Raw genomic sequence first — 23,683 nt, forward strand, 5'->3', positions numbered from 1 at the left:
ATGGCACGATGGGCTTTAGGGCTCTGCCGTGCGGTTGCTTTCATTTTCAAATAACAATAGGGGATGTGAATCAATCGTGAGTATTTTGATCGATAAAAATACAAAAGTTATCACACAAGGGATTACAGGCAAGACGGCCCTTTTCCATGCAAAAGGTGCCCTGGATTACGGTACCCAGATGGTCGGCGGAACTTCACCTGGTAAAGGTGGAACTGAAGTCGAAATCACGCTGGAGAACGGTGAAACTGTCAAATTGCCGGTTTACAACACCGTTGAGGAAGCTAAAGCCAAAACTGGCGCGACCGCAAGCGTAATCTATGTACCGCCAGCTTTTGCAGCAGATTCCATTCTGGAAGCTGTTGATGCTGAGATGGACCTGGTTATCTGTATCACGGAAGGTATTCCAGTGCTCGATATGGTGAAAGTATCCCGCTATCTGGAAGGCAAGAAGACTCGTCTGATCGGACCTAACTGTCCAGGTGTCATTACACCGGGCGAATGTAAGATCGGTATTATGCCGGGCTACATCCACACGTCGGGACATGTAGGGGTTGTATCGCGCAGTGGTACCCTGACTTATGAAGCTGTTCATCAGCTGACCGCTCGCGGCATTGGACAATCCTCAGCCGTTGGTATCGGTGGTGACCCGGTTAAAGGAACTGAGTTTATCGATGTCTTGAGACTGTTTAATGAAGATCCTAACACCAAAGCGGTAATTATGATCGGTGAGATCGGTGGTACAGCTGAAGAAGAAGCGGCTGAATGGATCAAAGCGAACATGAACAAACCTGTTGTTGGCTTCATCGGTGGAGCCACAGCGCCTCCAGGAAAACGCATGGGCCATGCTGGCGCGATTATTTCTGGCGGTAAAGGAACGGCTAAGGAGAAAATTGCCGTGCTTGAAGCTTGTGGTGTCAAGGTAGCTCCAACGCCTGCCGAAATGGGCTCAACTCTGGTTAGCGTTCTTGAGGAGCAAGGTCTTTTGGAGTCTTGCAAGACTCACTAAGGCATGATTTTTTCCAGATAACAGGTTAAGTCTGTGTTCATAATGTAAGGTAAGCAACCTTTTATTTCCTGAACAGGAAATGAAGGGTTGCTTTTTTGTTTTCGATTTTATATTTTAAGGAGGTCACATAATGAAGCTGGAAAGCGTGCTGCTGGTCGCCCTGCATGAAAGTGACGGCATTGGTTGGAAGACGATTAACCGGATTATAACTAGAGGGGAACTGCATGAAGGGATGCTATCCTACGATGCAAACGATTGGAGAGCATGCGGGGTATCTGTCGAAAGAGCGAATAAATTGACTAAGGAATTCCCACTCACCGTCGAAAGAAAACGCAGCGACATGTCGAATGTTGGCGACGGCGAATTTCGACAGAATCAAGCTGAGGTATGGAATTTGACAAACCGCTCAAAAATACGTATTATAACAGCCCTTGATGACTTTTATCCGGAATCATTGAAATCTTCACCCCAGGCCCCGTGGGTATTGTATTGCATGGGTGATTATCGTCTGCTGTCTAAACCGGGGATCGCTATGGTGGGTACAAGAATGCCGACAGCCTATGGGCGCAAGATTGCATCGATGCTATCCGAAGAGCTGACAAGGGCGGGATTAATGGTTGTTAGCGGTATGGCCAGAGGCATCGATAGCGTTGTCCACGAAACCGCATTGAGAAGCGGCGGAATGACGGTGGCGGTTCTAGGAGCGGGCATTGACGTCATCTATCCACCGGAGAACCGTTCGCTTTACGAAGAGATTGCGGCCAAGGGACTTGTCATTTCTGAATATCCGCCGGGAACGAAGGCGTTACCAGGATTTTTCCCGCAGAGAAACCGGATTATCGCCGGATTAACGCTGGGTACCGTGGTTGTTGAGGCGGATGCTCGCAGCGGGTCATTAATTACGGCAGATTATGCGCTGGAGGCAGGAAGGGATGTGTTTTCCGTTCCGGGACCTCTTACTTCATCTAAGAGCAGAGGGACGCTGGATTTGATCAAGCAAGGGGCCAAGATGGTCACGGATGCCCGGGATATAATAGAAGAATATGATTCCTGGTTGCCAAAAGAGGCTTCGGATACATACAATAAGGAGCGGCGGGCCCATCGTCAGGAGCAGCCGGATTTACAAGCCGGGTTGACAAATGATGAACGACACATATACCATATGCTCGAACAGGGGCCCGGGTCGCTGGATGAGATGATCGAGCGAACCCAGTGGGATTTTGGACATTTGCATTCAGTTCTGTTATCTTTAATCATAAAAAAGCAGATTACCCAATTACCCGGTGCTATATATAAGATCATATAATGGGAAAGTTTGAATGTTGGAGAGGAGGATGAACCTGTGGCGGATTCACTCGTCATCGTAGAGTCGCCTGCTAAGGCGAAAACGATTGGCAAATATCTCGGCAGCAAGTATATCGTGAAGGCTTCAATGGGTCATGTTCGCGATTTGCCGAAGAGCCAGATCGGGGTTGAGGTGGAAAATGACTTCAATCCGAAATACATTACGATCCGCGGAAAAGGTTCTGTCTTAAAGGAACTTAAGGATGCTAGCAAAAAGGTGAAGAAAGTATACCTCGCAGCTGACCCCGATCGCGAAGGGGAAGCCATTGCATGGCATCTTGCGCATGCATTGGAGCTGGATGATACCCAAAGCCTGCGGGTTGTATTTAATGAAATAACGAAAACGGCCGTGAAGGATGCCTTTAAGACGCCGCGCAAAATTAACATGGATTTGGTTAACGCGCAGCAGGCAAGACGCATCCTGGATCGTTTGGTTGGTTATAAGATCAGCCCTATTCTATGGAAGAAAGTGAAAAAGGGTCTCTCGGCTGGTCGTGTTCAATCCGTAGCCGTCAAAATCATCCTGGATCGCGAGAACGAAATCAGTGCATTCGTTCCGGAAGAATACTGGACCATTACGGCCAAGCTGGCCGTGAACGGATCTGCATTCGAAGCGAAATTTACACAGTTTAACGGTGCGAAGAAGGAATTGACCAACGAACAGGAAGTGAATGAAATTCTCGAAGCCATTCGGGATGCTTCCTTCCAAGTGGGTGAAGTGAAAGAGCGGGAGCGCCAGCGTCACCCGTCACCACCATTTACGACCAGTTCACTGCAGCAGGAAGCTGCACGCAAACTTGGTTTCCGGGCTGCCAAGACGATGTCGGTTGCCCAGCAGCTTTACGAGGGTGTCGAGCTGGGCAAGGAAGGCACTGTCGGTTTGATTACCTATATGCGTACAGACTCGACCCGTATTTCCGGGACAGCTCAAGAAGAAGCGAAGGAATATATCACCGAGAAGTATGGTGATCCGTTCGTACCGGAGAGCCCGAGACAATATTCGAAAAAAGCAGCCAACGCTCAGGATGCGCATGAAGCGATACGTCCCACTTCCATACTTCGGGATCCGGAATCCATGAAACCGTTTATGAGCCGGGATCAGCTTCGCTTGTATAAACTCGTTTGGGAGCGTTTTGTGGCGAGTCAAATGGCTTCAGCAGTACTGGATACGCTTTCTGTAGATATCGCTGCAAACAATACGGTCTTCCGCGCGACCGGTTCCAAGGTTCGTTTCCCTGGATTCATGAAGGTCTACGTCGAAGGTAACGACGACGGGACGACAGAGGAAGATAAGTATTTGCCGGAGCTTCACACGGGTGACGTGCTGGAGAAACAGGATATTGAGCCGAAGCAGCATTTCACACAGCCGCCGCCACGCTATACAGAGGCAAGGCTGGTCAAGACGCTTGAGGAACTCGGCATAGGGCGTCCTAGTACGTATGCGCCGACACTGGAGACGATCCAGAAGAGGGGCTACGTTGCAATCGAAGAGAAAAAATTCATGCCAACCGAGCTCGGTGAGCTTGTCATCGAACAGATGGAGCAGTTCTTCCCTGAAATCCTCAATGTGGAGTTTACCGCGAACATGGAAGAGGACCTTGACCATGTGGAGGAAGGTTCCGAGGACTGGGTAAAGGTGTTGGCTGAGTTCTACGAATCCTTCGAAAAGCGTCTTGAAGTAGCAGAGGAAGAAATGAAGGAAATCGAAATCGAAGATGAGGTTTCCGATGAAATATGCGAGAAGTGCGGCAAGCCCCTGGTTTATAAGCTTGGCCGTTTCGGCAAGTTTCTTGCGTGTTCGGGTTTTCCGGATTGCCGTAACACCAAGCCGATTGTGAAAGATATCGGTGTGGCGTGTCCGAAATGCAAGGAAGGTCACGTGGTGGAACGGCGAAGCAAGAAGGGGCGCGTCTTCTTTGGATGTGATCGTTATCCTGAATGTGATTTTGTATCCTGGGATAAACCTTCAACGAAGCCGTGTCCGAGCTGCAGCAGTTTAATGGTGGAGAAGAAGAGCAAGCAAGGGGTCAAGCTTCAGTGTACCTCTTGTGATTATTCCGAAATGGTTGAGGAACCGGATGAAGCGGCAGATTTGTAAGGCATACAGGGGGTAATGACGTTGACAGATTCACAGAGGGTTACGGTTATCGGTGCGGGACTTGCAGGCAGTGAGGCTGCCTGGCAGATCGCGAGCCGTGGCGTACCCGTTACACTATATGAGATGCGGCCGGTCGTAAAGACACCGGCGCATCATACGGACAAGTTCGCTGAGCTTGTGTGCAGCAATTCACTTCGGGCGAACGGCTTGACTAATGCGGTAGGCGTACTGAAGGAAGAAATGCGGATGCTGAACTCGCTTGTTATCGGCTCGGCAGATCGCAATTCCGTACCGGCAGGCGGCGCACTGGCCGTTGACCGTGATGGATTCTCAGGCGAAATTACGGAAACGCTGCATAACCATCCGTTGATTGAGGTCGTAAATGAAGAAATTCAGCATATACCTGAAGAAGGCATTGTTGTTATCGCAACAGGACCGCTCACTTCTCCCGCACTGTCATCGCAAATCCGAGAGCTGATGGGCGAAGACTATTTCTATTTTTACGATGCGGCTGCTCCGATTGTGGAGAAGGATTCCATCGATATGAGCAAAGTGTATCTGGCATCCCGCTATGATAAAGGTGAGGCAGCTTATCTCAATTGCCCGATGACGGAAGAAGAGTTTGATGCCTTCTATGATGCCCTTATCAATGCCGAGGTTGCCCAATTGAAAGAGTTTGAGAAGGAGATTTATTTTGAGGGCTGTATGCCGATCGAGGTTATGATGAAACGCGGCAAACAAACGGCCTTATTCGGCCCGATGAAGCCCGTGGGACTGGTAAACCCGCATACGGGCGAGCTGCCGCACGCGGTTGTGCAGCTGCGTCAGGATAATGCAGCGGGAACTCTGTATAATCTTGTTGGCTTCCAGACCCATCTGAAGTGGGGCGAGCAGAAGCGGGTCATTTCCATGATTCCGGGACTAGAGAACGCTGAAATCGTACGATATGGCGTTATGCACCGGAATACGTTTGTTAATTCGCCTAAGCTGCTCGAACAGACCTATCAGGTAAAGACCAGACCTAATCTGTATCTGGCAGGGCAAATGACAGGTGTTGAGGGCTATGTGGAATCAGCAGCATCCGGCTTGATTGCAGGAATTAATGCAGCAAGAGCAGCACAGGGGCAGGAGGGTGTCGTTTTCCCTCAGGAATCAGCTATCGGCAGCATGGCATACTACATAACCCATGCAGATCCTGATAATTTCCAACCGATGAATGCGAACTTCGGTCTTCTTCCGAATCTAGAGAAACGCATACGTAACAAAAAGGAAAAAAATGACGCTCTTGCTAACCGTGCTCTTGACGGAATTCGTGTGTTTATTAATGCTAAAGAACTAAATACGATGTAACTTATTTCTTAGGGAGGTCCTGCCATCATGGAAATGACTTTTCACGCCACAACGATTTGTGCTGTTCGGCATAATGGCACAGCTGCCATTGCCGGCGATGGTCAAGTCACATTTGGTGAAAGTGTAGTCATGAAGCAGACCGCCAAGAAAGTGCGCCGTCTTTACCGGGGACAAGTTGTCGCCGGTTTTGCCGGTTCTGTGGCGGATGCTATTACGTTGTTTGAGAAATTCGAGGGCAAGCTGGAGGAGCATCATGGCAACTTGCAGCGTGCCGCTGTCGAACTTGCGAAGGATTGGCGTCAAGACCGAGTGCTTCGCAAGCTTGAAGCTTTGATGATTGTTATGGATAAAACGGGGATGCTGCTGATCTCTGGCGGCGGAGAAATTATCGAGCCGGATGATGATGTGCTGGCCATTGGCTCAGGGGGCAATTTTGCATTGTCGGCGGGACGTGCGCTTAAGCGCCATGCGGGGCATATGGAAGCAAAAGACATAGCCAGAGAAGCGCTTCAAATCGCTTCAGAGGTGTGTGTCTATACTAACAGCAATATTATTGTCGAAGAGCTGTAAGAATGCCATATAGCAACAAATAGCCATATCAGGGTGGAGGTATTCGCGATGAGTAAAGAATCGATGACGCCTAGACAGATTGTATCCGAACTGGATAAATACATCGTAGGCCAGAAGGAAGCTAAAAAATCAGTCGCCGTTGCACTTCGCAATCGTTATCGCCGCAGTTTGCTTACCGATGACGAGCGGGACGAGATCGTACCGAAAAACATTCTGATGATCGGACCTACCGGCGTGGGTAAAACGGAGATTGCGAGAAGACTCGCGAAGCTCGTCCATGCGCCTTTTGTGAAGGTCGAGGCCACAAAGTTCACGGAGGTTGGCTATGTTGGCCGTGACGTGGAGTCAATGGTACGGGACCTTGTGGAAACTGCCATACGCATGGTGAAGCTGGAGCGCACGGAGCAGGTGAAGGACAAAGCCGAAGAATTGGCAAATGAGCGAATCGTAGAGCTGCTGGCGCCATCAACCAAGGGGCAGAAGAGTCAGCGTAATCCATTCGAAATGCTGTTTGGCGGAAACAATAATGATACACAGGCGGAAGAAGAGGATTCGGCAGATAAGGACGTAAGTCTCAAGGAGAAACGCAGGCAGGTCCGGTTTAATCTCCTGTCGGGCAAACTTGAGGATGACACGGTAGAGATTGATGTGGAGGATGCTGCTCCCAACATGTTTGATATGTTTGCCGGCCAAGGGAATGACCAGATGGGCATGAACATGCAGGAGATGTTTGGCAACCTCATGCCGAAGCGGACCAAGCGACGCAAACTATCCGTCAAGGAAGCAAGGAAAGTACTCACACAAGAGGAAGCAGGTAAATTGATTGATATGGATGACGTCATCCAGGAATCAATACGCCGGGCTGAACAATCGGGTATTATCTTTATTGATGAGATCGATAAGGTTGCGAGTCAAGGCAGACAATCGGGACCGGATGTCTCCAGAGAAGGCGTTCAGCGCGATATTTTGCCGATTGTAGAGGGTTCAACGATCATGACGAAGTACGGTCCGGTAAAAACGGATTTCGTGCTGTTTATCGCTGCAGGCGCATTTCACATTGCCAAACCATCGGATTTGATTCCGGAGCTACAGGGACGTTTTCCGATCCGGGTAGAGCTGAGCAGTTTGACTTTGGACGATTTTGTGTCGATTTTGACAGAACCGAAAAATGCGTTAACGAAACAATATGTCAATCTGCTGCGAACGGAGGATCTTGAAGTGGAGTTTTCTCCTGATGCGATTCGGGAAATTGCCCAGATTGCTGCATCAGTGAATCAGAACACGGAGAATATCGGTGCACGCAGACTTCATACCATATTGGAGAAACTGCTTGAAGACCTCTCGTTTGAGGCACCTGAGCTTACGCTGGACCGTATGGTGATTACGCCGGAATATGTCCGGGAAAAGCTCGCAGGTATCGCCCAGGATCGGGATTTAAGCCAATATATCCTGTAGTTGCAGCCATATAGGCCTATTAGCCGAGTAAACGCACGGAGATAATTGTCGATATTCATCGTGAAACCTCGCAGCAAGTTGTCGAAGAGCTTTCGCATGTTGGAAGGTGCCGGGACGGTTTTCGCAATTTTTTGTGAATTTCTCTAAATGTTCCGGGACCTATCGTTTGGGGAAAAACGATTAAAATTTACAGAATTAGTGGTACGATTTGCAATAATATAGAAAAAAACCGAATAAAAATGAATACAAAGCCCTTCTTTTTGGTAAAAGATAGGGCTTTTTTCTTATTGTAAAAAGTCCCAATCTTTAAGAAACTTAGTTTATGTGACATCATGTTGTCTTTTTCTACTTAAGACCTAGGTTAGTGCGTACGGATTATATTCTTTGTCGAAAAAAGAGGATTTAGCTGGGAAGAGTGGAATATCTTCTTGCAAAGTCCAGTCAGGAGGAATGAGCTAGTGAATCTGTTGAACAATAGTTCTTTTCAACGGCTTCAAAGCGGTTTGGATGCGGCAAATCTCAGAAACAATGTGATTGCGAACAACATCGCGAACGTGGATACTCCTCATTTTAAGCGATCCGAGGTATCCTTTGAGAGTCTTCTGAAAAAGGAAATGGATGGAGCCGATTTATCGCTTCAGGGCAGAAGAACGGATCCCCGACATTTTGTTATTGGTCCTACAGGGGGGATTCCCGACGCTTCAGTCATGAAGGATGGAAGCAGCTCTATGAACAACAACCAGAATAATGTCGATGCAGACAGAGAAATGTCGCTGCTTGCAGAGAATCAGCTTCGTTATAATTCATACATACAAGCTGTAAATGAGCAGATTCGAATGATGCGTACAGCTATTGAAGGGAGATAGGGTTCATGAATATTAGCAATAGCTTTGGGATTAATGCATCAGCTCTTACAGCACAACGGCTTCGAATGGATGTCATCTCCTCCAACATAGCCAATGCGGAAACCACTCGCGCGCGAATCGAGAATGGACAAGCCGTTCCGTATCGCCGAAAGACTGTTGTGTTTCAGCCGCAGCAAGAATCGTTTGAAGGACTTCTCAGAGCTCAGATGAGTGGTCAGGACGCGGGACAAGGAGTAAAGGTTGCGGCAGTGCAGGAAGATCAAGCGCCGCTGAAACGGGTATATAACCCTACTCATCCCGATGCAAATACAGAAGGTTATGTCTTTATGCCTAACGTGGATATAACGAAGGAGATGGTGGATATGCTTGCAGCCACCCGTTCTTACGAAGCTAACGTAACAGCGATAAATGCTTCGAAAGCCATGATCATGAAGGCATTAGAGATTGGAAGATAAGAAGATAAAATACATAAGCACACATAGTAGGAGGACAGAATTATGATTCAAAACGCAATGTTCAGTGTTCAGGGCGTACAGCCACTTCAACTACAAGAGCAAGTGAAAAATGGAGCGACTCCTTCTGAATCGATCCGCGATTTTGGTTCTTACCTGAATGAAGCACTGAACTCTGTGTCAGCACAGGAACAGAATGCACATATGATGACCGATAAATTAATGATTGGACAAGTAAACGTAGATCAGGCGATGATATCCGCCCAACAGGCTCTGTTGAGCATTCAGCTCACAACACAGGTCCGAAACAAAGTGGTAGAAGCCTATCAAGAGATCATGCGCACGCAAATCTAAATGTTTCTAGCAAAGTTTCGGATGGGGTGACAATGTGAACGAGAGAATCGCCCAGTATCGGGAAAGAATGACCCAATATTGGAACCAATTCAGCAACAAACAAAAAATAATGTTAATCGCTACAATAGCATTTGTTCTGATTGCTCTGATCGTACTAACGATGCAGTTCTCTAAGACGAAATACGAAGTAGCATTCCGGGATTTGAATTCCAGCGATGCCGCGGGAATCATCAGCCACCTGGAGACCCAAGGGATTTCTTATAAGCTCAGTGAGGATGGCAGAAGCATTCTGGTACCTAGCACGAGTGCAGCTAAAGTCCAGATTGATGTAGGCTCACAAGGACTTGTGCAGAATGGTACGATCGGATTCGAAACCTTCGAAAAGAATGCGTCAGCCATCGGAATGACCGATAACGAGTTCGAAGTGAAATATGTAAATGCACTGAACGGCGAAGTAGAACGGTTGCTTGAGAAGATGCAGGGCGTTCAAGATGCAACCGTGCTATTAAACCTTCCCAAGGAAAGTGTATTTGCGAAAAACGGGAACGAAGATAAAGCCAGTGCTTCCGTAGTTGTGCAATTTAAGCCGGGCTATCGTCCTAATCAGGAAGTCATCGACGGCTATTACAACCTCGTGAAGACTGCGATTCCAAACTTGCCGGTTGAGAATATTACAATCACCAATGACGAAGTCGAGCTGCTCGCAACAGCTAAGGGCGGTCAAGGCGGATTGATTGGCAAGGTGGAAGAGAACTTTGCTCTTCAGAAAAAATTCGAAAGCGAAGTTAGGCAAAATGTCCAGCAATTTCTATCGCAGTACATGGGTTCGAATAAAGTGAATGTTCTCGTCGCTTCCAAACTGAATTTCGATCAGGTGCAGAGCAAGGAAAACATCGTAACCCCTGTGGATGAAGAAGAAATGAAGGGGATTGAGCTCAGTGTTCAGGAAATCCAGAAGAACTATTCGGGAACCAGCAGTCCGACCGGCGGAGTGGCCGGTGTAGGCCAAGAGGCTGTTCCAGGATATCCAAGCGACTCTGGAAGCGGTGAAACGAACTCGGAAGAGCTCTCCAAAACGGTTAACTACGAAGTTAACCGGATTACCAAGGATATCATTGCAAGCCCATATACTGTTAAAGATTTAACCATTAATGTCTCGGTTGAACCACCTGCGGGACAACAAGCTTTAGACGATCCTACAAGAACGGCTATTCAAAACATTCTAGTCAACATTGTAAGAGCATCGCTTGCAGATTCGGGTTCTACTTATACAGACGCTGATCTGTCCAAAAAAGTTTCGGTTAATTCACAGGTATTTAATGTAAATCCGGATGAAAATACAAAAACTGTTTTTTCTCAGCCTGTATTATGGGGAATTGGTATTGCTGCGTTAGCATTGATTGCGGGGGGAGCCTACTTCTTTATCCGCCGACGCAGACAACAGCAGGAAGAGCTTGAAGATGACATTCAGCTTCCGCCAGTTACAGAATTCCCATCAATAAATCTCGAAAGTATAACCAATGAAAGCCAGGTTCGTAAGCAGCTCGAAACCTTGGCGAAGAAGAAGCCAGATGAATTCGTGAATTTACTTCGCACATGGCTAGCTGAGGAATAGAGGTGGAAGCATTGGCTAAGGGAAATAACCAAATGTTAAGCGGACGTCAAAAAGCAGCTATACTGCTCATTACACTTGGCCCGGAAGTGTCTGCTCAAATATTTAAGCATCTTCGAGATGATGAAATTGAACAATTAACACTAGAGATCGCGAACGTTCGCAAAGTCGACAGTGTCGAGAAAGATAGCATCATTCAAGAATTCCATCAGATTTGTTTGGCCCAGGAGTACATCTCCCAAGGCGGCATTAATTACGCTAAAGAAATTTTGGAGAAGGCGCTTGGTCAACAAAAAGCGATGGAAGTGATCAACAGATTGACCGCAACGCTTCAGGTAAGACCGTTTGACTTCGCCCGCAAAGCGGACCCAAGCCAAATCCTGAACTTTATCCAGAACGAAAATGCACAAACGATTGCTCTCGTATTGTCTTATCTCCAGTACGAGCAGGCCTCTGCGATTTTGTCCTCGCTTCCGCAAGAGAAGCAGGCAGAAGTTGCCCGCAGGGTAGCTGTGATGGACAGTACTTCTCCTGAAGTCATCTCCCAGGTCGAGCGTGTGCTTGAACAGAAACTTTCAGCGACGGTGACTCAGGATTATACAAGTGCCGGCGGCATTGAGTCCATCGTTCAAATCCTGAACGGGGTTGACCGCGGAACGGAAAGAACGATCCTCGATTCCTTGGAAATCCAGGATCCCGAGCTTGCAGAAGAAATCAAGAAGCGGATGTTTGTTTTCGAGGATATCGTCAATGTGGACAATCGCTCTATACAGCGTATTATCCGCGATGTCGAGAATGCGGATTTGCAGCTTGCGCTCAAGGTGGCAAGCGAAGAGGTGCGCGATGTTATTTTCCGGAACATGTCCAAGCGTATGGCCGAAACCTTCCGCGAAGAAATGGAATACATGGGTCCGGTGCGGCTGCGTGATGTTGAGGAAGCTCAGACTCGGATTGTAAGCACGATCCGAAGACTCGAAGAGGCGGGCGAGGTCATTATAGCCCGTGGCGGAGGAGATGACATCATTGTCTAACTTGATCAAATCGTCCCACTATAAACCGATGGATGTGTTGAAAGAGTTGGATCTTGCTCGTCGTTACGCTTCACCAACCGAGGAAACGGTCGAGGAGTATGCTCCTCCGACTGCCGAGCCGGCAGTTGTGCAGACGCTGGCTGAAGCCGAACGTTTGAAGCATGAGATGCTGAAGGATGCCCAAGAGTTTGCCGAAAGGCAAATACGGGAGGCTTCGGAAGAGGCGGAACGGTTATTGACCGAAGCGCAGCAGCAGATTGAAGCATGGTGGACTGAACGCAGGCTTCAGGATGATGATTTGTCTGAGACGCTGAAGATGGAAGGCTTTAATCAGGGATATGCTGAGGGCTCCGCCAAGGCAGAGCTTGAGATGAAGGAACTGATGGAGCAGGCGACGGTTCAAGCTAGCGAATTGCTCCAACTGGCTCACCAGGCCAAGGACGATTTAATTCAGGAGGCGGAGCCGTTCCTGGTGGAGCTCAGCTGCAGCATTGCCGAGAAGGTGCTGGATCATCAGTTAACAATCGAGCCTGACTTTACCCTGGAGCTCATTCGGAAGAATCTGGCCCGCAAACGGGAAAAAGGAATCATCTCGCTCTGTGTGGCTCCCGAACAGTTTGAATTTGTCTATGCGGCACGGGAAGAACTCGGATTATCAATCGATTCCCAGGCAGAGCTTCAAATTCTGCCGGATTCTACGGTGAAGGATCGCGGCTGTGTGATCCGCTCCTCATTCGGAAGTGTGGATGCCCGCATCGATACGCAGCTGTCCGAGATTAAAAAAGAACTGGTGCGGTTCGCTCTTGATGACGAGGAACGGAGAAATCAAGATGAAGAAGCTGAATAGCGCACGATATATGGATCATTTAAGGCATTTAGATCCCGTTCGAATCAACGGCAAAGTAACTCAGGTTATCGGACTGATGGTGGAATCCGAAGGCCCGGACGCAAGCATTGGCGATGTGTGCTACATCTATCCCACGAAGCAATCCAAGCCGCTCAAGGCTGAGGTCGTTGGCTTCAGGGATAATAAAGTGCTGCTGATGCCGCTGGGCGAGCTTCATTCCATCGGACCTGGCTGTGATGTGGTCGGCACCGGGAAGCCACTGAGTGTGCAGGTAGGCTCTGAACTGCTTGGCAAGGTGCTGGATGGATTAGGACAGCCGCTGGACGGTTCCATCATTCCAGCTCGCATGCCTCATTATTCAACCCATAACGTTCCACAGAATCCGCTCAATCGGCCGAGAGTTCAGGAACCGATCAGCATCGGTGTTCGAGCGATTGACGGACTGCTCTCCATCGGCAAAGGGCAGCGGGTCGGTATTTTTGCCGGGTCGGGTGTCGGGAAGAGTACCTTGATGGGGATGATTGCAAGAAACACCTCTGCCGATGTTAATGTCATTGCCTTGATCGGAGAACGCGGTCGAGAGGTGCTTGACTTCATCGAGCGGGACCTGGGACCTGAGGGGCTAAAGCGATCCGTCGTGATCGTTGCGACTTCAGATCAGCCAGCCCTCATCCGCATTAAAGGAGCTTTAATCGCCACAACGATTGCCGAATATTTCAGGGATCGTGGGCTGAATGTGATGCTGATGATGGATTCCGTTACCCGGTATGCAATGGCACAGCGCGAAGTGGGGCTTGCCGTAGGGGAACCGCCTGCGATGCGTGGTTACACTCCCTCGGTATTTGCAAGTCTGCCTAAGCTGCTGGAACGTGCAGGAACTGGGCCGACAGGCTCCATTACTGCCTTTTACACGGTGCTTGTAGATGGCGACGATATGAACGAACCGATTGCTGATGCGGTTAGGGGCATATTGGACGGCCATATCGTGTTAAACCGGAATATAGCAAATAAAGGACATTTTCCGGCTATCGACGTGTTGGCAAGTATCAGCCGGGTGATGAAAGATATCTCGCCTGAGGAGCAAATTGACGCTTCCGAGAATGTAAAACGACTGATGGCGGTGTACAAGGATTCCGAGGATTTGATCAATATCGGAGCCTATCAAGAAGGCTCGAATGCCGATATCGATGAGTCCATCGAATATATCGGGCGAATATGGGATTTTACGAAGCAAAAAGTGAATGAGAAAACAACATTGAATGAGGTTCAGGAACGTTTGATTTCCGAGTTTTCAAGGAGATGACTTTGAAGAATGAAATTTCATTATGCATTCCAGAAAATCGTAAACCTGAAAAGCAACGAGAAAACACAAGCCGAATGGATGCTGTCAAGTGCCATCGGAAAACTTCAGGCGGAAGAGAATAGTCTGAATGAGCTGTATGCGATGCGGGATCAAATGTATCAAGCTCAACAAGAAGCAGCATCGCGCTGCGTACCTGTAGCTGAAATTCGAAATATTCAGGTTTATGCAGAGCATCTGGAAGAATGCATTGAGCGGAAACGGGATGATATACGGCTCGCTCATGTCAATGTAACGAAGAAACAGAAGGTGTTATCCGACAAGATGCTTGATGAGAAAGTGTGGCTGAAGGCAAGAGACAAATCCCAAGAAAAGTTCCGGCATGAAAGTCTCCTTCGGGAACAAAACGAGCTGGACGAAATGGCGACGGTACGTTTTGCGATCAAAGCCCGTTAAGGTCTGCAAATACCGCTGGGTAATGACCGCGAAGGAGGAATGAGAGTGTCACGAAAAGATATGCCGCTTGACAAAGAAGAATCAAGTGGAGGATTTGAACGGATATTATTGATTTTAGTGCCTGCTATATTCACAATCGTCCTGCTGGGGGCTCTTGCGGTATTTTTCAGAGCCGATGTCCGGGATGGACTCATTGATGTAGCTAACAAAATTCCAATTGTGAAGAATTGGGTTCCTGATCCGGTACTTACTCCTGAAGAACAGAAACTTAAGGAAGCGAAGCAGCAGGAAGAAAGTGCGGAAGCAACGATTGTAGAGCTTAAGAAGCAGCTTGCTGAGCGCGAAGAGACATTAAATGAAGTAACCGAGCAAAAAGCAACACAGGAAAACAAGGTAAAAGAGCTGGAAACCCAGATTGATTCAATGCAAAGCACGGCGGCTAGCGGCGAGGCGCCAGAGGAAGATGCGTACACGATGCAGATTCGCGAGTTGTCCAAGCTTTACGCCGATATGAGCCCGAGTAAAGCGGCACCGATCATGCAGAACTTAACGCTGGAAGAAATGGTGCTGATGCTCAGCCAGATGAAGAGCAGCAACCGGGTCGCTATTCTTCAAAAGATGGATCCAAAAACAGCAGCGGATGCAACCATGATGCTCAAAGACGCGGAGACATCCGAGGATATGGCCATTGCGGCTCTGCAATCCAGGGTCAAGAAGAATGAAACGGAAGCTGCGCAGAAGAAGACATCCGATAATCTGGACAAAAACCAGTTGAATCAGACGTTTGCCGGAATGACACCTGCCAATGCTGCCGAGCTGTTGATGCAAACGTACAAGATCAGCCCCGCCAAGACAATGACCATTCTGAATACGGTGGATGATGCTACACGTTCACGAATTTTAAATGCAATGTCTTCAAAAGACGCGGAGCTGGCAGCTAAAATATTGAATCGCCTGATGGGCTCTAAATAAGCTCTGAAATGAATCTCCATCCTTGGGAAAGGAGGTGAAATAAGACGATGACAATCATGGTACAGAACATGTCTACATCCGTAAGCAGCTCTTCTGGCAGCGGGAAGGCAAGTGCGGCTGGCCAAGCGGCAGCGGGCGTTTCCTTCGATTCAACCCTGGCTTACCAGATGAACAGCAGTGGTAACAGCGCTTCGACCGCTTCAACTGAAGTCGCTGCAAAGCTGGAATCCCTGCTCGCGAATTATTCATCGGAAACGGATGAATCGCTGGAAGGCTTGATGGAACTGCTTCAAGGCCTGCTTCAGGAGCTTGACTCCATGGACCAGGCATTAAACGAGGACCCTTCCTTGCTCCAGGAGCTTCAGAACTGGCTGACACAAGCTAATCAGTTGTTAAGCGGAGCTGCTTCTCAAGCACAAGGAAACACGGATGGAAATGAAATGTCCTTATTGGCTTCGAGTCCGGATACGATTCGATTTGTTGTACAGGATACGATTAGCCAGCTGGCATCCATGCTCTCTAAATCCGGCAAGCTGGATTTGAACACCGAGGCAGCCGTAAAACAGCTGGTCCAATCCTTCCATAGTCTACTGGGTCAAGGAACGGGAACGGCAGAGAGCAAGGCCAACGGGAATTTTAACAGCATTTTAAACCAGAAGCAGCCGGATGCAATTTTACCTAATGCATCCACGAACACAGCCGGTCAGTCGACTTTGTCCCAAACGACAGGGTCAGCTAATGCCAATTGGGCTTCCTTGACAACCAAGGCCAGCTCTGACGGCACAGGAACGGAGTTCGTTATGACCGAAGGAGATTCACTGTTGGAGCAAGGACCGGTTACTGCGGGTCAACTAGCCCTGCGTTCCGGAACACAAGTTGCAGTGAAACCTGCAGCACCGCCGGTGCCTGTAGAGCATTTCTCGAGCGAAATGACCTCCTTCATCATTAATAAGATGGAAATCGTGAAGCAAACCGGGTTCACGGAAGCAAGGATCTCCTTGAATCCAGAGCATCTGGGACAAGTCGATATTAAGCTTACGATGCAGAACGGGCAATTGATTGCACAGTTCATGACCAAATCAACGGATGCGAAGGAGTTGATTGACCAGCAAATGGCACAGCTTCGGAGCGCGTTGCTGGCACAGGGACTTCAGGTAGAAAAAATAGAAGTCACACAGAGCAGCCAGCCTTCGACGTCGAATCTTTATCAGGACGGCCGCCAGCCTGGATCAGGACAGCAGCAGTCACAGCATCGCTCGAAGGAGAAGGACGGGCCTTCCGATGATGCCGTATTAGCAGCAAACCTGACGGAAGAACTGAACGAATGGATAGCAGAGCATCAAGCGGAAGTAGAAGGCGTGCAAACGGGAACATTTACCGCTAAAGCCTAACAGTGAGGAGGTGAGCTTGGATGGCAACAGAGCCGGTATCTACTAAAAATATGTGGCCTAACTACGCCAAAGGGAATGTCAGTAACAAAAACGGAAATGGTCAGGAGCTTGGAAAAGATCAGTTCTTGAGCATTTTGATTACACAGCTGCGGCATCAGGACCCGCTTCAACCGATGCAGGACCGGGAGTTTATCGCCCAAATGGCCCAGTTTACTTCCCTGGAGCAATTGATGAATATCAATACGCAATTGACTGCAATGAGCCAGTCTTTGGGCGCAGCTTCAAGTTTGATCGGCAAACAGATCAGCTGGATGTTTAAACCGGAGGATGGATCGGAGAATACGGTCATGAAGAGCGGTATCGTTGATTCGATCATTGTTCGTGACGGTATTCATTATGCAAAGATCGGGGAAAGCGAAGTAGCCCTTGATCAGATTTTGAAAATCGAGAACGCTCCAGCCGGGAATGATCCGGAAATGCCGAATCCAGGTCCATCGGAACCGGGAACAAGCAATCCTGATCCGACAGAACCTGAAGCCGAGTCACCCGCACAAGATGAGATTGAGTCCGGGGGGACAACGCCATGAGCGACCGTATGATGATTGGACAGCTATATCCTGGGAAGATACATCCCGCCGCGCTTCATAATGATCGAAAGCAAGTGCAGGCTCAGTCCAGTCCACCAGCGGGTACGTTTCAGGAGCTGCTGAATGAGAACCTTCTTAAAATCAGTAACCATGCTGCCAAGAGGCTTGAGCAGCGCGGAATTGAATTAAAGGGAGATCAGCTCGAACAGATCCAGAGCGCAGTGGAAAAAGCTGCAGCCAAGGGCAGCAAGGAATCACTCATCCTCATGAAGGATATGGCACTTATTGTAAATATTCCGAATCGGACCGTGGTCACTGCGATGGATGGTAAGGCGATGAAGGATAATGTGTTCACGAAAATCGATAGCGCGGTCATTATTTCATAAATAAATCTGGCTGGCCCGTGAGGAAGCCAGGCGGCCGCTGATCGACAGAGGCGGTCCACAACAGAAGGAGGAAAATCGATGTTAAGATCCATGTATTCCGGCATTTCCGGAATGAGAGGTTTCCAAACCAAGCTTGATGTCATTGGTAATAACATTGCCAACGTAAACACGGTTGGGTTTAAAGCGGGACGTGTAATGTTTAAAGATATCCTTAGCCAAACGATGTCCGGTGTTACACCGGGAACCGACGATCCATCCGGTGGTGTAAATGCGAAGCAGATCGGTCTTGGTGTGTCGATCGGATCGATCGATACCATGCATACGCCAGGCAGTGCCATGACAACCCATAACCCGACGGACCTGAGAATTGACGGAGACGGATTTTTCATGGTGAAGCTTAGCGAGGATCAAGAAGTACCTTTCTTGACTCGTGCAGGCGACTTCCATGTCGATGTAGCGCGTAACCTGGTTACTTCAGACGGAATGCTCGTTCTCGATTCAGCGGGTGATCCTATTCAGCTGGGTGATGACGTTACGGCATTCACGATTGCTCAGAATGGCGCTATTATACAGAAGCTGAGTGACGGGACTACTGAAGCGGGAGCTATTATCGGCGTTGCAAAAATTCCGAATCCGGAAGGTCTGGAGAAAATCGGAGGCAATATGTATCGCGTGACCCTGAATGCAGTACCTGATGGCGATGTGGCTGCCGTTATGTTTGAAGGGAACGACGCTGAAGAAGGAACGGGTGCGATTATTGCCGGCCAGCTTGAAATGTCCAACGTTGATCTGACGAGCGAATTCTCAGAAATGATTGTCGCTCAGCGTGGTTTCCAAGCCAACTCCCGGATTATTACAACCTCGGATGAAGTGCTTCAAGAGGTTGTCAATCTGAAACGATAAGGATGGGTAGGGAGGGGCAACCCCCTCCCTAATTAAACAAGGAGGCTGTCCATGATATCGGTAACGAGGTTAAACGGTTCGCAGTTGTGGCTTAACGCTCTGTTGATAGAAATGGTTGAGGAGACTCCGGACACCTACATTACATTAATTAATGGAAAGCGAATGATTGTGCTTGAAAGTGCAAATGAAATCATCTCTTCCATTAAAGCGTACCATCACGAGGTAGGCATTCACCAAGCCACCATTAAAGTGCAGCAATTGGAGGAACCTTCATGAAAAAGATGCTCCCCTGGTTAATTACGATTCTGTTGTCCATCACGTTGATTGTTCTGGCGATATTCTTGTTGTCGAACAAGCTGGTTGGAGATAACGAAAAGGATACTGCCTCCGGGAACGGATCTGCCCTGTCGAAAATGTCGGCTGATGAGATCGTGAAGATGACATCGGAAATTACCGGCATCAAGACAAATATCGCTGATCCTGGATATATTGCTCAGATGGCCTTTGCTTTTCAGCTGAGTGACAAGAAAGCAAAGGAAGAATTCGACAAAATCAAGGAAATCAAGATCAAACCGATTATTATCAAGACGTTAGTCGACACGAAACCCGAATTGCTTAACGATTCCAAGGGACGAGAGCAGTTTATCGCTAAGCTGCAGAATCTGATCAATAAGTCGTTAACATCCGGGCGCTTAATTCAAATCGAAATGACAGATGTAATGATCGTTGAAATCTAATCGGTTCGTCGGACAACCTGTAAGGGGGTGAGTAGATGGTTGATGTTTTATCGCAGAATGAGATCGATGCCTTATTGGCCGCTCTCTCTTCAGGGGAAATGGATGCTGAAGAACTGAAAAAAGAGGAAACACAGAAGAAGATTCGCTCTTATGACTTTAAGAGGGCTCTCCGGTTTTCGAAGGATCATATTCGAAGTTTGACCCGGATTCACGAGAATTTTGCACGATATTTAACAACCTACTTCTCGGCGCAGTTACGTACTTTTGTGCAAATCAATGTGGTACAGGTTGAACAGCTACCATATGATGAATTTATCCGTTCTATACCTAAAATGACAGTTCTTAATATATTTGAGGCAGAACCTCTGGTAGGCCGCATGGTGCTCGAAGTACATCCGAACATTGCCTACGCGATGTTGGACCGCTTGCTGGGAGGAACGGGAATTGCTCCGTCTTCGATCAGCTCGATGACCGAGATCGAAACGATTATTATGGAGCGGATATTCAGCCGGGCATTTGACAGCCTGCAAGAAGCATGGAAAACGGTGCTGGACATATCGCCGCGTCTTGAAGCGCTGGAAACGAACCCGCAGTTTATGCAGATCGTTTCTCCGAACGAAACCATTGCACTGATATCGCTTAGTACCAAAATCGGCGACACCACGGGAATGATTAATCTGTGTATTCCGCATGTTGTACTGGAGCCGATTATGTCGAAGTTATCCGCGCACCAATGGTTCATCTCGGAGAAAAAGGCGAGTGTGCCGGAGGAAGTGGATGCTCTCAAACAGCGTGTAAGCAAAGCCCAGCTTTCCATTGTTGCCGAGCTTGGCGTGTCACAGCTGACGGTATCCGAATTTTTGGGTCTGAGTGTCGGAGATGTCATTTCATTGAACAAACCGATGCATGATGGACTATCCATCAAGGTTGGCGACAAATTAAAGTATATTGGCAGTCCCGGAACGATAAAAGATCGGGTTGCTGTACAAATCGATGAAATTGTCATCGAAGGAGCTGAAGAATTTGACGAGTAAAGATTATTTATCCCAGGAAGAAATCGACGCTTTGTTAAAACAGTCGGAAATGGCATCACCAGCATCAATTCCTTCGGCGGCGACTGTCGATGATGTATTAACACCTCTAGAGCAGGATGCACTGGGTGAGATAGGCAATATTACCTTCGGCAGTGCTGCAACGGCTCTGTCCACCCTGCTGGGCAAAAAAGTAGATATCACGACACCTAAAGTGTCGATCATTAAACGAAGCCAGTTCGAAGAAGAATTTCCGAAGCCACATGTAGCAGTACATGTTACTTATGTAGATGGATTCGAAGGGATTAACTCCCTTGTCATTAAAACACGCGATGCTCAAGTCATTGCAGACCTGATGTTAGGCGGGGAAGGAAACCCCGTGGAAGAGGAACTGAACGAAATTCATATCAGTGCCGTTCAGGAAGCCATGAACCAGATGATGGGGTCTTCCGCAACGAGCATGTCGACGATTTTCAACCGGTTTGTCAATATATCTCCACCGGGCATTGACATTCTGGATATGGCGAATGGGGAAGGAGTAAATAACCTTCCGCAGGATGAAACACTGATTAAGATTTCATTCCGATTAATTATCGGTGAACTTATTGATTCAACCATCATGCAGCTGCTTCCCGTTCATTTTTCCAAGGACATGGTCCATATGCTTATCAACGGAACAGAAGAGCCTCAGCCTGCGAAGCAAGAAGCCGCACCAACAGTGGAAGCACCGGTTAACACGCAGGAACCGGCTCAATCACCAGTCGATCCAGGGTATGCGAATGAAACGGGGCATGGATATGATTATGGACAAGGCTACCAGCAGCCTGCACAAGGTCATGGAGGACCCATTCCGCAATCCATGCCGTATGGCCAGCCTCAGATGCCTTATCAAGGGCATCCACAGCAGTATGGCGGAATGCCAAATCGTAATGTAAATGTGCAGCCTGTGCAGTTCGCTAACCTGCAATCTGCACCGTACACCCAGGTGGATGAAAACAATCTGAACTTACTGATGGACATTCCCCTTAAAGTCACCGTAGAATTAGGAAGGACTCAAAAGCAAATTAAGGATATCTTGGAAATGTCGCAAGGTTCGATTATCGAGCTGGACAAGCTGGCCGGTGAGCCTGTAGACATCCTTGTCAATCATAAATTGATTGCCAAAGGTGAGGTCGTCGTTATCGATGAGAACTTTGGTGTGCGTGTGACGGATATCGTAAGCCAATGGGACCGGATTCAAAAATTACAATAGCACAAACATTTTAGGGAGGATTTTTATCAATGGCTAACCGAATTCTGATTGTGGACGACGCTGCATTTATGAGAATGATGATCCGTGACATATTGGTCAAGAACGGATTCGAGGTTGTGGGGGAAGCACAGGACGGTGCACAAGCAATCGAGAAATTTAAAGAACTCCGTCCAGATCTGATCACGATGGATATTACGATGCCTGAAATGGATGGTATCGCGGCACTTAAAGAAATTAAAAAAGTTGATGCGAACGCAAAAGTGATTATGTGCTCCGCCATGGGTCAGCAGGCAATGGTGATCGATGCGATTCAGGCAGGAGCGAAAGACTTTATCGTTAAACCGTTCCAATCGGATAGAGTAATTGAAGCCATCAATAAGACGCTTGGCGTATAAGGGTATCTCTTATGATGATGGCAGCTTCTGATGGATTAAGCTCAAGTAGTACTACCGGGTATTATTTACAGTTGTTTTATGTCTTTATCGTTCTTGCCATCATCGTTGCGTTGATCGTGTTCCTGATTCGCTTTCTGAGTAAAAAGAATCAGAGCTGGATGCAGGGCCGTTCTATTCGCACATTGGGTGCGGTTGGGATGGGCCCTAACAAATCCCTTCAGATCGTTGAGATTGGGGGCAGCATCTATGTGATCGGAGTTGGCGAAGACGTCCGGTTGGTGGACAAAATTTCTGATCCAGCAGAGGTTGCTCTTATCCTAGCAGCATTTGAACAGGATTCTGGAATACATAATGGGGCGCTGCCGCCTTTTATTTCGAAACTGGCGGCAAAACTCCGTAAAGAAAAACCACCGGAAGAAATTGAATTGGACGATACATCTTCATTTCATGAAGTGTTTGAATCCAAGCTGCGCAGCGTACCGAACCGGAAAGAAAAGGTCGAAGAATTGCTGCGGGAGGATCATAAGGATTCATGAATAAAAAGATCTCTTACACTATCGCGATTTTTATATTGTTTGGATTTTTGTTTTCTCATACGGCATTTGCGGATCCCATTCCGAACATTGATATTCAAATCGGCAATGAAGGAGACACGCCGGGGACAAGCTCCTTGTCTTTGATACTCCTGATCACGATTCTTAGTATTGCACCAGCAATTCTGGTTCTGATGACAAGTTTCACACGGATTGTGATCGTGCTTGGTTTTGTCCGTACTTCACTCGGAACCATGCAAACCCCGCCGAACCAAGTGTTGATCGGCCTGGCGCTCTTCCTTACCTTATTTGTTATGGCACCGACGTTGTCATCCATAAATGACGTTGCGCTGCAGCCTTATCTTAAAGGTGAGATTAGCCAGACGGAGGCACTGGATAAGGCTCAGGATCCAATGAAGAAGTTTATGTTCTCCCATACGCGGGAAAAGGATCTTCTTTTGTTTATGAATTACACAGGTGCGGAGAAGCCCGAAACCTACGAGGATATCCCATTAACGGTTTTGGTACCGGCATTTGCCATTAGTGAGCTGAAGACAGGCTTTCAAATGGGCTTTATGATATTTATCCCTTTTTTGGTCATCGATATCGTTGTTGCCAGCGTGCTGATGGCGATGGGGATGATGATGCTGCCGCCGGTCATGATCTCGCTGCCATTCAAGATTTTGCTCTTTGTTCTGGTAGACGGCTGGTATCTGGTGGTTAAATCCATGCTGATGAGCTTTAACCCATAGCAA

General features: G+C 48.0%; 26 protein-coding genes. All 26 read left to right on the plus strand.

The window, feature by feature from the left end; genetic code table 11:
* Nucleotides 1-76 precede the first annotated feature (76 nt).
* Nucleotides 77-1,006, plus strand: a complete 930-nt coding sequence (gene sucD, locus B9D94_RS09705; RefSeq protein ID WP_148246919.1) for a succinate--CoA ligase subunit alpha — start codon at nt 77-79, stop codon at nt 1,004-1,006.
* Between the two features lie 130 nt (nt 1,007-1,136).
* Nucleotides 1,137-2,312 (plus strand): DNA-processing protein DprA, encoded by a 1,176-nt coding sequence (dprA, locus tag B9D94_RS09710; protein ID WP_063480028.1) that lies wholly within the window; start codon nt 1,137-1,139, stop codon nt 2,310-2,312.
* 36 nt (nt 2,313-2,348) lie between these two features.
* Nucleotides 2,349-4,448 carry a type I DNA topoisomerase gene (gene topA, locus B9D94_RS09715; RefSeq protein WP_148246920.1) on the plus strand — a complete coding sequence of 700 codons (2,100 nt, stop codon included), beginning with the start codon at nt 2,349-2,351 and terminating at the stop codon, nt 4,446-4,448.
* Between the two features lie 21 nt (nt 4,449-4,469).
* On the plus strand, nt 4,470-5,798 hold the full coding sequence (gene trmFO, locus B9D94_RS09720; protein ID WP_063480026.1) for an FADH(2)-oxidizing methylenetetrahydrofolate--tRNA-(uracil(54)-C(5))-methyltransferase TrmFO: 1,329 nt from the start codon (nt 4,470-4,472) through the stop codon (nt 5,796-5,798).
* 27 nt (nt 5,799-5,825) lie between these two features.
* Nucleotides 5,826-6,368: an ATP-dependent protease subunit HslV gene (gene hslV, locus B9D94_RS09725; protein ID WP_006211334.1), complete on the plus strand. Its 543-nt coding sequence runs from the start codon at nt 5,826-5,828 to the stop codon at nt 6,366-6,368.
* 48 nt (nt 6,369-6,416) lie between these two features.
* Nucleotides 6,417-7,823 (plus strand): ATP-dependent protease ATPase subunit HslU, encoded by a 1,407-nt coding sequence (gene hslU, locus B9D94_RS09730; protein WP_148246921.1) that lies wholly within the window; start codon nt 6,417-6,419, stop codon nt 7,821-7,823.
* Between the two features lie 458 nt (nt 7,824-8,281).
* Nucleotides 8,282-8,689 (plus strand): flagellar basal body rod protein FlgB, encoded by a 408-nt coding sequence (flgB, locus tag B9D94_RS09735; RefSeq protein ID WP_036642060.1) that lies wholly within the window; start codon nt 8,282-8,284, stop codon nt 8,687-8,689.
* Between the two features lie 5 nt (nt 8,690-8,694).
* On the plus strand, nt 8,695-9,144 hold the full coding sequence (gene flgC / locus B9D94_RS09740) for a flagellar basal body rod protein FlgC (protein WP_006211331.1): 450 nt from the start codon (nt 8,695-8,697) through the stop codon (nt 9,142-9,144).
* A 42-nt stretch (nt 9,145-9,186) separates the two neighbouring features.
* Entirely contained in the window at nt 9,187-9,495 is a 309-nt protein-coding gene (gene fliE, locus B9D94_RS09745) for a flagellar hook-basal body complex protein FliE (RefSeq protein WP_006211330.1), read from the plus strand.
* A 34-nt stretch (nt 9,496-9,529) separates the two neighbouring features.
* Entirely contained in the window at nt 9,530-11,110 is a 1,581-nt protein-coding gene (gene fliF / locus B9D94_RS09750; protein ID WP_036642061.1) for a flagellar basal-body MS-ring/collar protein FliF, read from the plus strand.
* An 11-nt stretch (nt 11,111-11,121) separates the two neighbouring features.
* Nucleotides 11,122-12,138 carry a flagellar motor switch protein FliG gene (gene fliG, locus B9D94_RS09755; protein WP_036642439.1) on the plus strand — a complete coding sequence of 339 codons (1,017 nt, stop codon included), beginning with the start codon at nt 11,122-11,124 and terminating at the stop codon, nt 12,136-12,138.
* A complete protein-coding gene (locus tag B9D94_RS09760) occupies nt 12,131-12,985 on the plus strand; it encodes a FliH/SctL family protein (protein ID WP_006211328.1) in 855 nt (284 codons plus the stop codon). The genes fliG and B9D94_RS09760 overlap by 8 nt, the downstream gene beginning before the upstream one ends.
* Complete coding sequence (fliI, locus tag B9D94_RS09765) at nt 12,969-14,288, plus strand: flagellar protein export ATPase FliI (protein WP_006211327.1); 1,320 nt, start codon at nt 12,969-12,971, stop codon at nt 14,286-14,288. Before B9D94_RS09760 ends, fliI begins: the two co-directional genes overlap by 17 nt.
* A 9-nt stretch (nt 14,289-14,297) precedes the next feature.
* Nucleotides 14,298-14,741 (plus strand): flagellar export protein FliJ, encoded by a 444-nt coding sequence (gene fliJ, locus B9D94_RS09770; RefSeq protein WP_148246922.1) that lies wholly within the window; start codon nt 14,298-14,300, stop codon nt 14,739-14,741.
* Between the two features lie 39 nt (nt 14,742-14,780).
* Complete coding sequence (locus tag B9D94_RS09775) at nt 14,781-15,713, plus strand: MotE family protein (RefSeq protein ID WP_040680752.1); 933 nt, start codon at nt 14,781-14,783, stop codon at nt 15,711-15,713.
* Nucleotides 15,714-15,760: 47 nt separating this feature from the next.
* Nucleotides 15,761-17,104 carry a flagellar hook-length control protein FliK gene (locus B9D94_RS09780; RefSeq protein WP_148246923.1) on the plus strand — a complete coding sequence of 448 codons (1,344 nt, stop codon included), beginning with the start codon at nt 15,761-15,763 and terminating at the stop codon, nt 17,102-17,104.
* 20 nt (nt 17,105-17,124) lie between these two features.
* The gene (locus B9D94_RS09785) at nt 17,125-17,691 is read left to right on the plus strand and encodes a flagellar hook capping FlgD N-terminal domain-containing protein (RefSeq protein WP_006211323.1); all 567 of its coding nucleotides are present in this window, start codon (nt 17,125-17,127) and stop codon (nt 17,689-17,691) included.
* Complete coding sequence (locus B9D94_RS09790) at nt 17,688-18,077, plus strand: TIGR02530 family flagellar biosynthesis protein (protein ID WP_006211322.1); 390 nt, start codon at nt 17,688-17,690, stop codon at nt 18,075-18,077. The genes B9D94_RS09785 and B9D94_RS09790 overlap by 4 nt, the downstream gene beginning before the upstream one ends.
* 78 nt (nt 18,078-18,155) lie before the next feature.
* Nucleotides 18,156-18,980: a flagellar hook-basal body complex protein gene (locus B9D94_RS09795; protein ID WP_006211321.1), complete on the plus strand. Its 825-nt coding sequence runs from the start codon at nt 18,156-18,158 to the stop codon at nt 18,978-18,980.
* Between the two features lie 51 nt (nt 18,981-19,031).
* Complete coding sequence (locus B9D94_RS09800) at nt 19,032-19,256, plus strand: flagellar FlbD family protein (protein WP_006211320.1); 225 nt, start codon at nt 19,032-19,034, stop codon at nt 19,254-19,256.
* A complete protein-coding gene (locus tag B9D94_RS09805) occupies nt 19,253-19,717 on the plus strand; it encodes a flagellar basal body-associated FliL family protein (RefSeq protein WP_006211319.1) in 465 nt (154 codons plus the stop codon). The genes B9D94_RS09800 and B9D94_RS09805 overlap by 4 nt, the downstream gene beginning before the upstream one ends.
* A gap of 35 nt (nt 19,718-19,752) precedes the next feature.
* Nucleotides 19,753-20,751: a flagellar motor switch protein FliM gene (fliM, locus tag B9D94_RS09810; protein ID WP_036642066.1), complete on the plus strand. Its 999-nt coding sequence runs from the start codon at nt 19,753-19,755 to the stop codon at nt 20,749-20,751.
* Nucleotides 20,741-22,000: a flagellar motor switch phosphatase FliY gene (gene fliY / locus B9D94_RS09815; protein ID WP_006211318.1), complete on the plus strand. Its 1,260-nt coding sequence runs from the start codon at nt 20,741-20,743 to the stop codon at nt 21,998-22,000. Before fliM ends, fliY begins: the two co-directional genes overlap by 11 nt.
* A gap of 29 nt (nt 22,001-22,029) precedes the next feature.
* Nucleotides 22,030-22,395: a response regulator gene (locus B9D94_RS09820; protein ID WP_006211317.1), complete on the plus strand. Its 366-nt coding sequence runs from the start codon at nt 22,030-22,032 to the stop codon at nt 22,393-22,395.
* Between the two features lie 11 nt (nt 22,396-22,406).
* Nucleotides 22,407-22,931: a FliO/MopB family protein gene (locus B9D94_RS09825; protein WP_006211316.1), complete on the plus strand. Its 525-nt coding sequence runs from the start codon at nt 22,407-22,409 to the stop codon at nt 22,929-22,931.
* The gene (fliP, locus tag B9D94_RS09830) at nt 22,928-23,680 is read left to right on the plus strand and encodes a flagellar type III secretion system pore protein FliP (protein WP_006211315.1); all 753 of its coding nucleotides are present in this window, start codon (nt 22,928-22,930) and stop codon (nt 23,678-23,680) included. The genes B9D94_RS09825 and fliP overlap by 4 nt, the downstream gene beginning before the upstream one ends.
* Nucleotides 23,681-23,683: the final 3 nt, after the last annotated feature.

The organism is Paenibacillus sp. Cedars, assembly GCF_003184205.1.
Taxonomy (GTDB): Bacteria; Bacillota; Bacilli; order Paenibacillales; family Paenibacillaceae; genus Paenibacillus_AQ; species Paenibacillus_AQ glucanolyticus.

What these genes read in the sequence shown, in the direction of transcription:
- dprA (WP_063480028.1), top strand. Translation starts at nt 1,137, where the DNA reads ATGAAGCTGGAAAGCGTGCTGCTGGTCGCCCTGCATGAAAGTGACGGC.
- hslV (WP_006211334.1), top strand. Translation starts at nt 5,826, where the DNA reads ATGGAAATGACTTTTCACGCCACAACGATTTGTGCTGTTCGGCATAAT.
- hslU (WP_148246921.1), top strand. Translation starts at nt 6,417, where the DNA reads ATGAGTAAAGAATCGATGACGCCTAGACAGATTGTATCCGAACTGGAT.
- flgC (WP_006211331.1), top strand. Translation starts at nt 8,695, where the DNA reads ATGAATATTAGCAATAGCTTTGGGATTAATGCATCAGCTCTTACAGCA.
- fliE (WP_006211330.1), top strand. Translation starts at nt 9,187, where the DNA reads ATGATTCAAAACGCAATGTTCAGTGTTCAGGGCGTACAGCCACTTCAA.
- fliI (WP_006211327.1), top strand. Translation starts at nt 12,969, where the DNA reads ATGAAGAAGCTGAATAGCGCACGATATATGGATCATTTAAGGCATTTA.
- fliJ (WP_148246922.1), top strand. Translation starts at nt 14,298, where the DNA reads ATGAAATTTCATTATGCATTCCAGAAAATCGTAAACCTGAAAAGCAAC.
- B9D94_RS09775 (WP_040680752.1), top strand. Translation starts at nt 14,781, where the DNA reads ATGAGAGTGTCACGAAAAGATATGCCGCTTGACAAAGAAGAATCAAGT.
- B9D94_RS09780 (WP_148246923.1), top strand. Translation starts at nt 15,761, where the DNA reads ATGACAATCATGGTACAGAACATGTCTACATCCGTAAGCAGCTCTTCT.
- B9D94_RS09785 (WP_006211323.1), top strand. Translation starts at nt 17,125, where the DNA reads ATGGCAACAGAGCCGGTATCTACTAAAAATATGTGGCCTAACTACGCC.
- B9D94_RS09790 (WP_006211322.1), top strand. Translation starts at nt 17,688, where the DNA reads ATGAGCGACCGTATGATGATTGGACAGCTATATCCTGGGAAGATACAT.
- B9D94_RS09795 (WP_006211321.1), top strand. Translation starts at nt 18,156, where the DNA reads ATGTTAAGATCCATGTATTCCGGCATTTCCGGAATGAGAGGTTTCCAA.
- B9D94_RS09800 (WP_006211320.1), top strand. Translation starts at nt 19,032, where the DNA reads ATGATATCGGTAACGAGGTTAAACGGTTCGCAGTTGTGGCTTAACGCT.
- B9D94_RS09805 (WP_006211319.1), top strand. Translation starts at nt 19,253, where the DNA reads ATGAAAAAGATGCTCCCCTGGTTAATTACGATTCTGTTGTCCATCACG.
- fliM (WP_036642066.1), top strand. Translation starts at nt 19,753, where the DNA reads ATGGTTGATGTTTTATCGCAGAATGAGATCGATGCCTTATTGGCCGCT.
- B9D94_RS09820 (WP_006211317.1), top strand. Translation starts at nt 22,030, where the DNA reads ATGGCTAACCGAATTCTGATTGTGGACGACGCTGCATTTATGAGAATG.
- B9D94_RS09825 (WP_006211316.1), top strand. Translation starts at nt 22,407, where the DNA reads ATGATGATGGCAGCTTCTGATGGATTAAGCTCAAGTAGTACTACCGGG.
- fliP (WP_006211315.1), top strand. Translation starts at nt 22,928, where the DNA reads ATGAATAAAAAGATCTCTTACACTATCGCGATTTTTATATTGTTTGGA.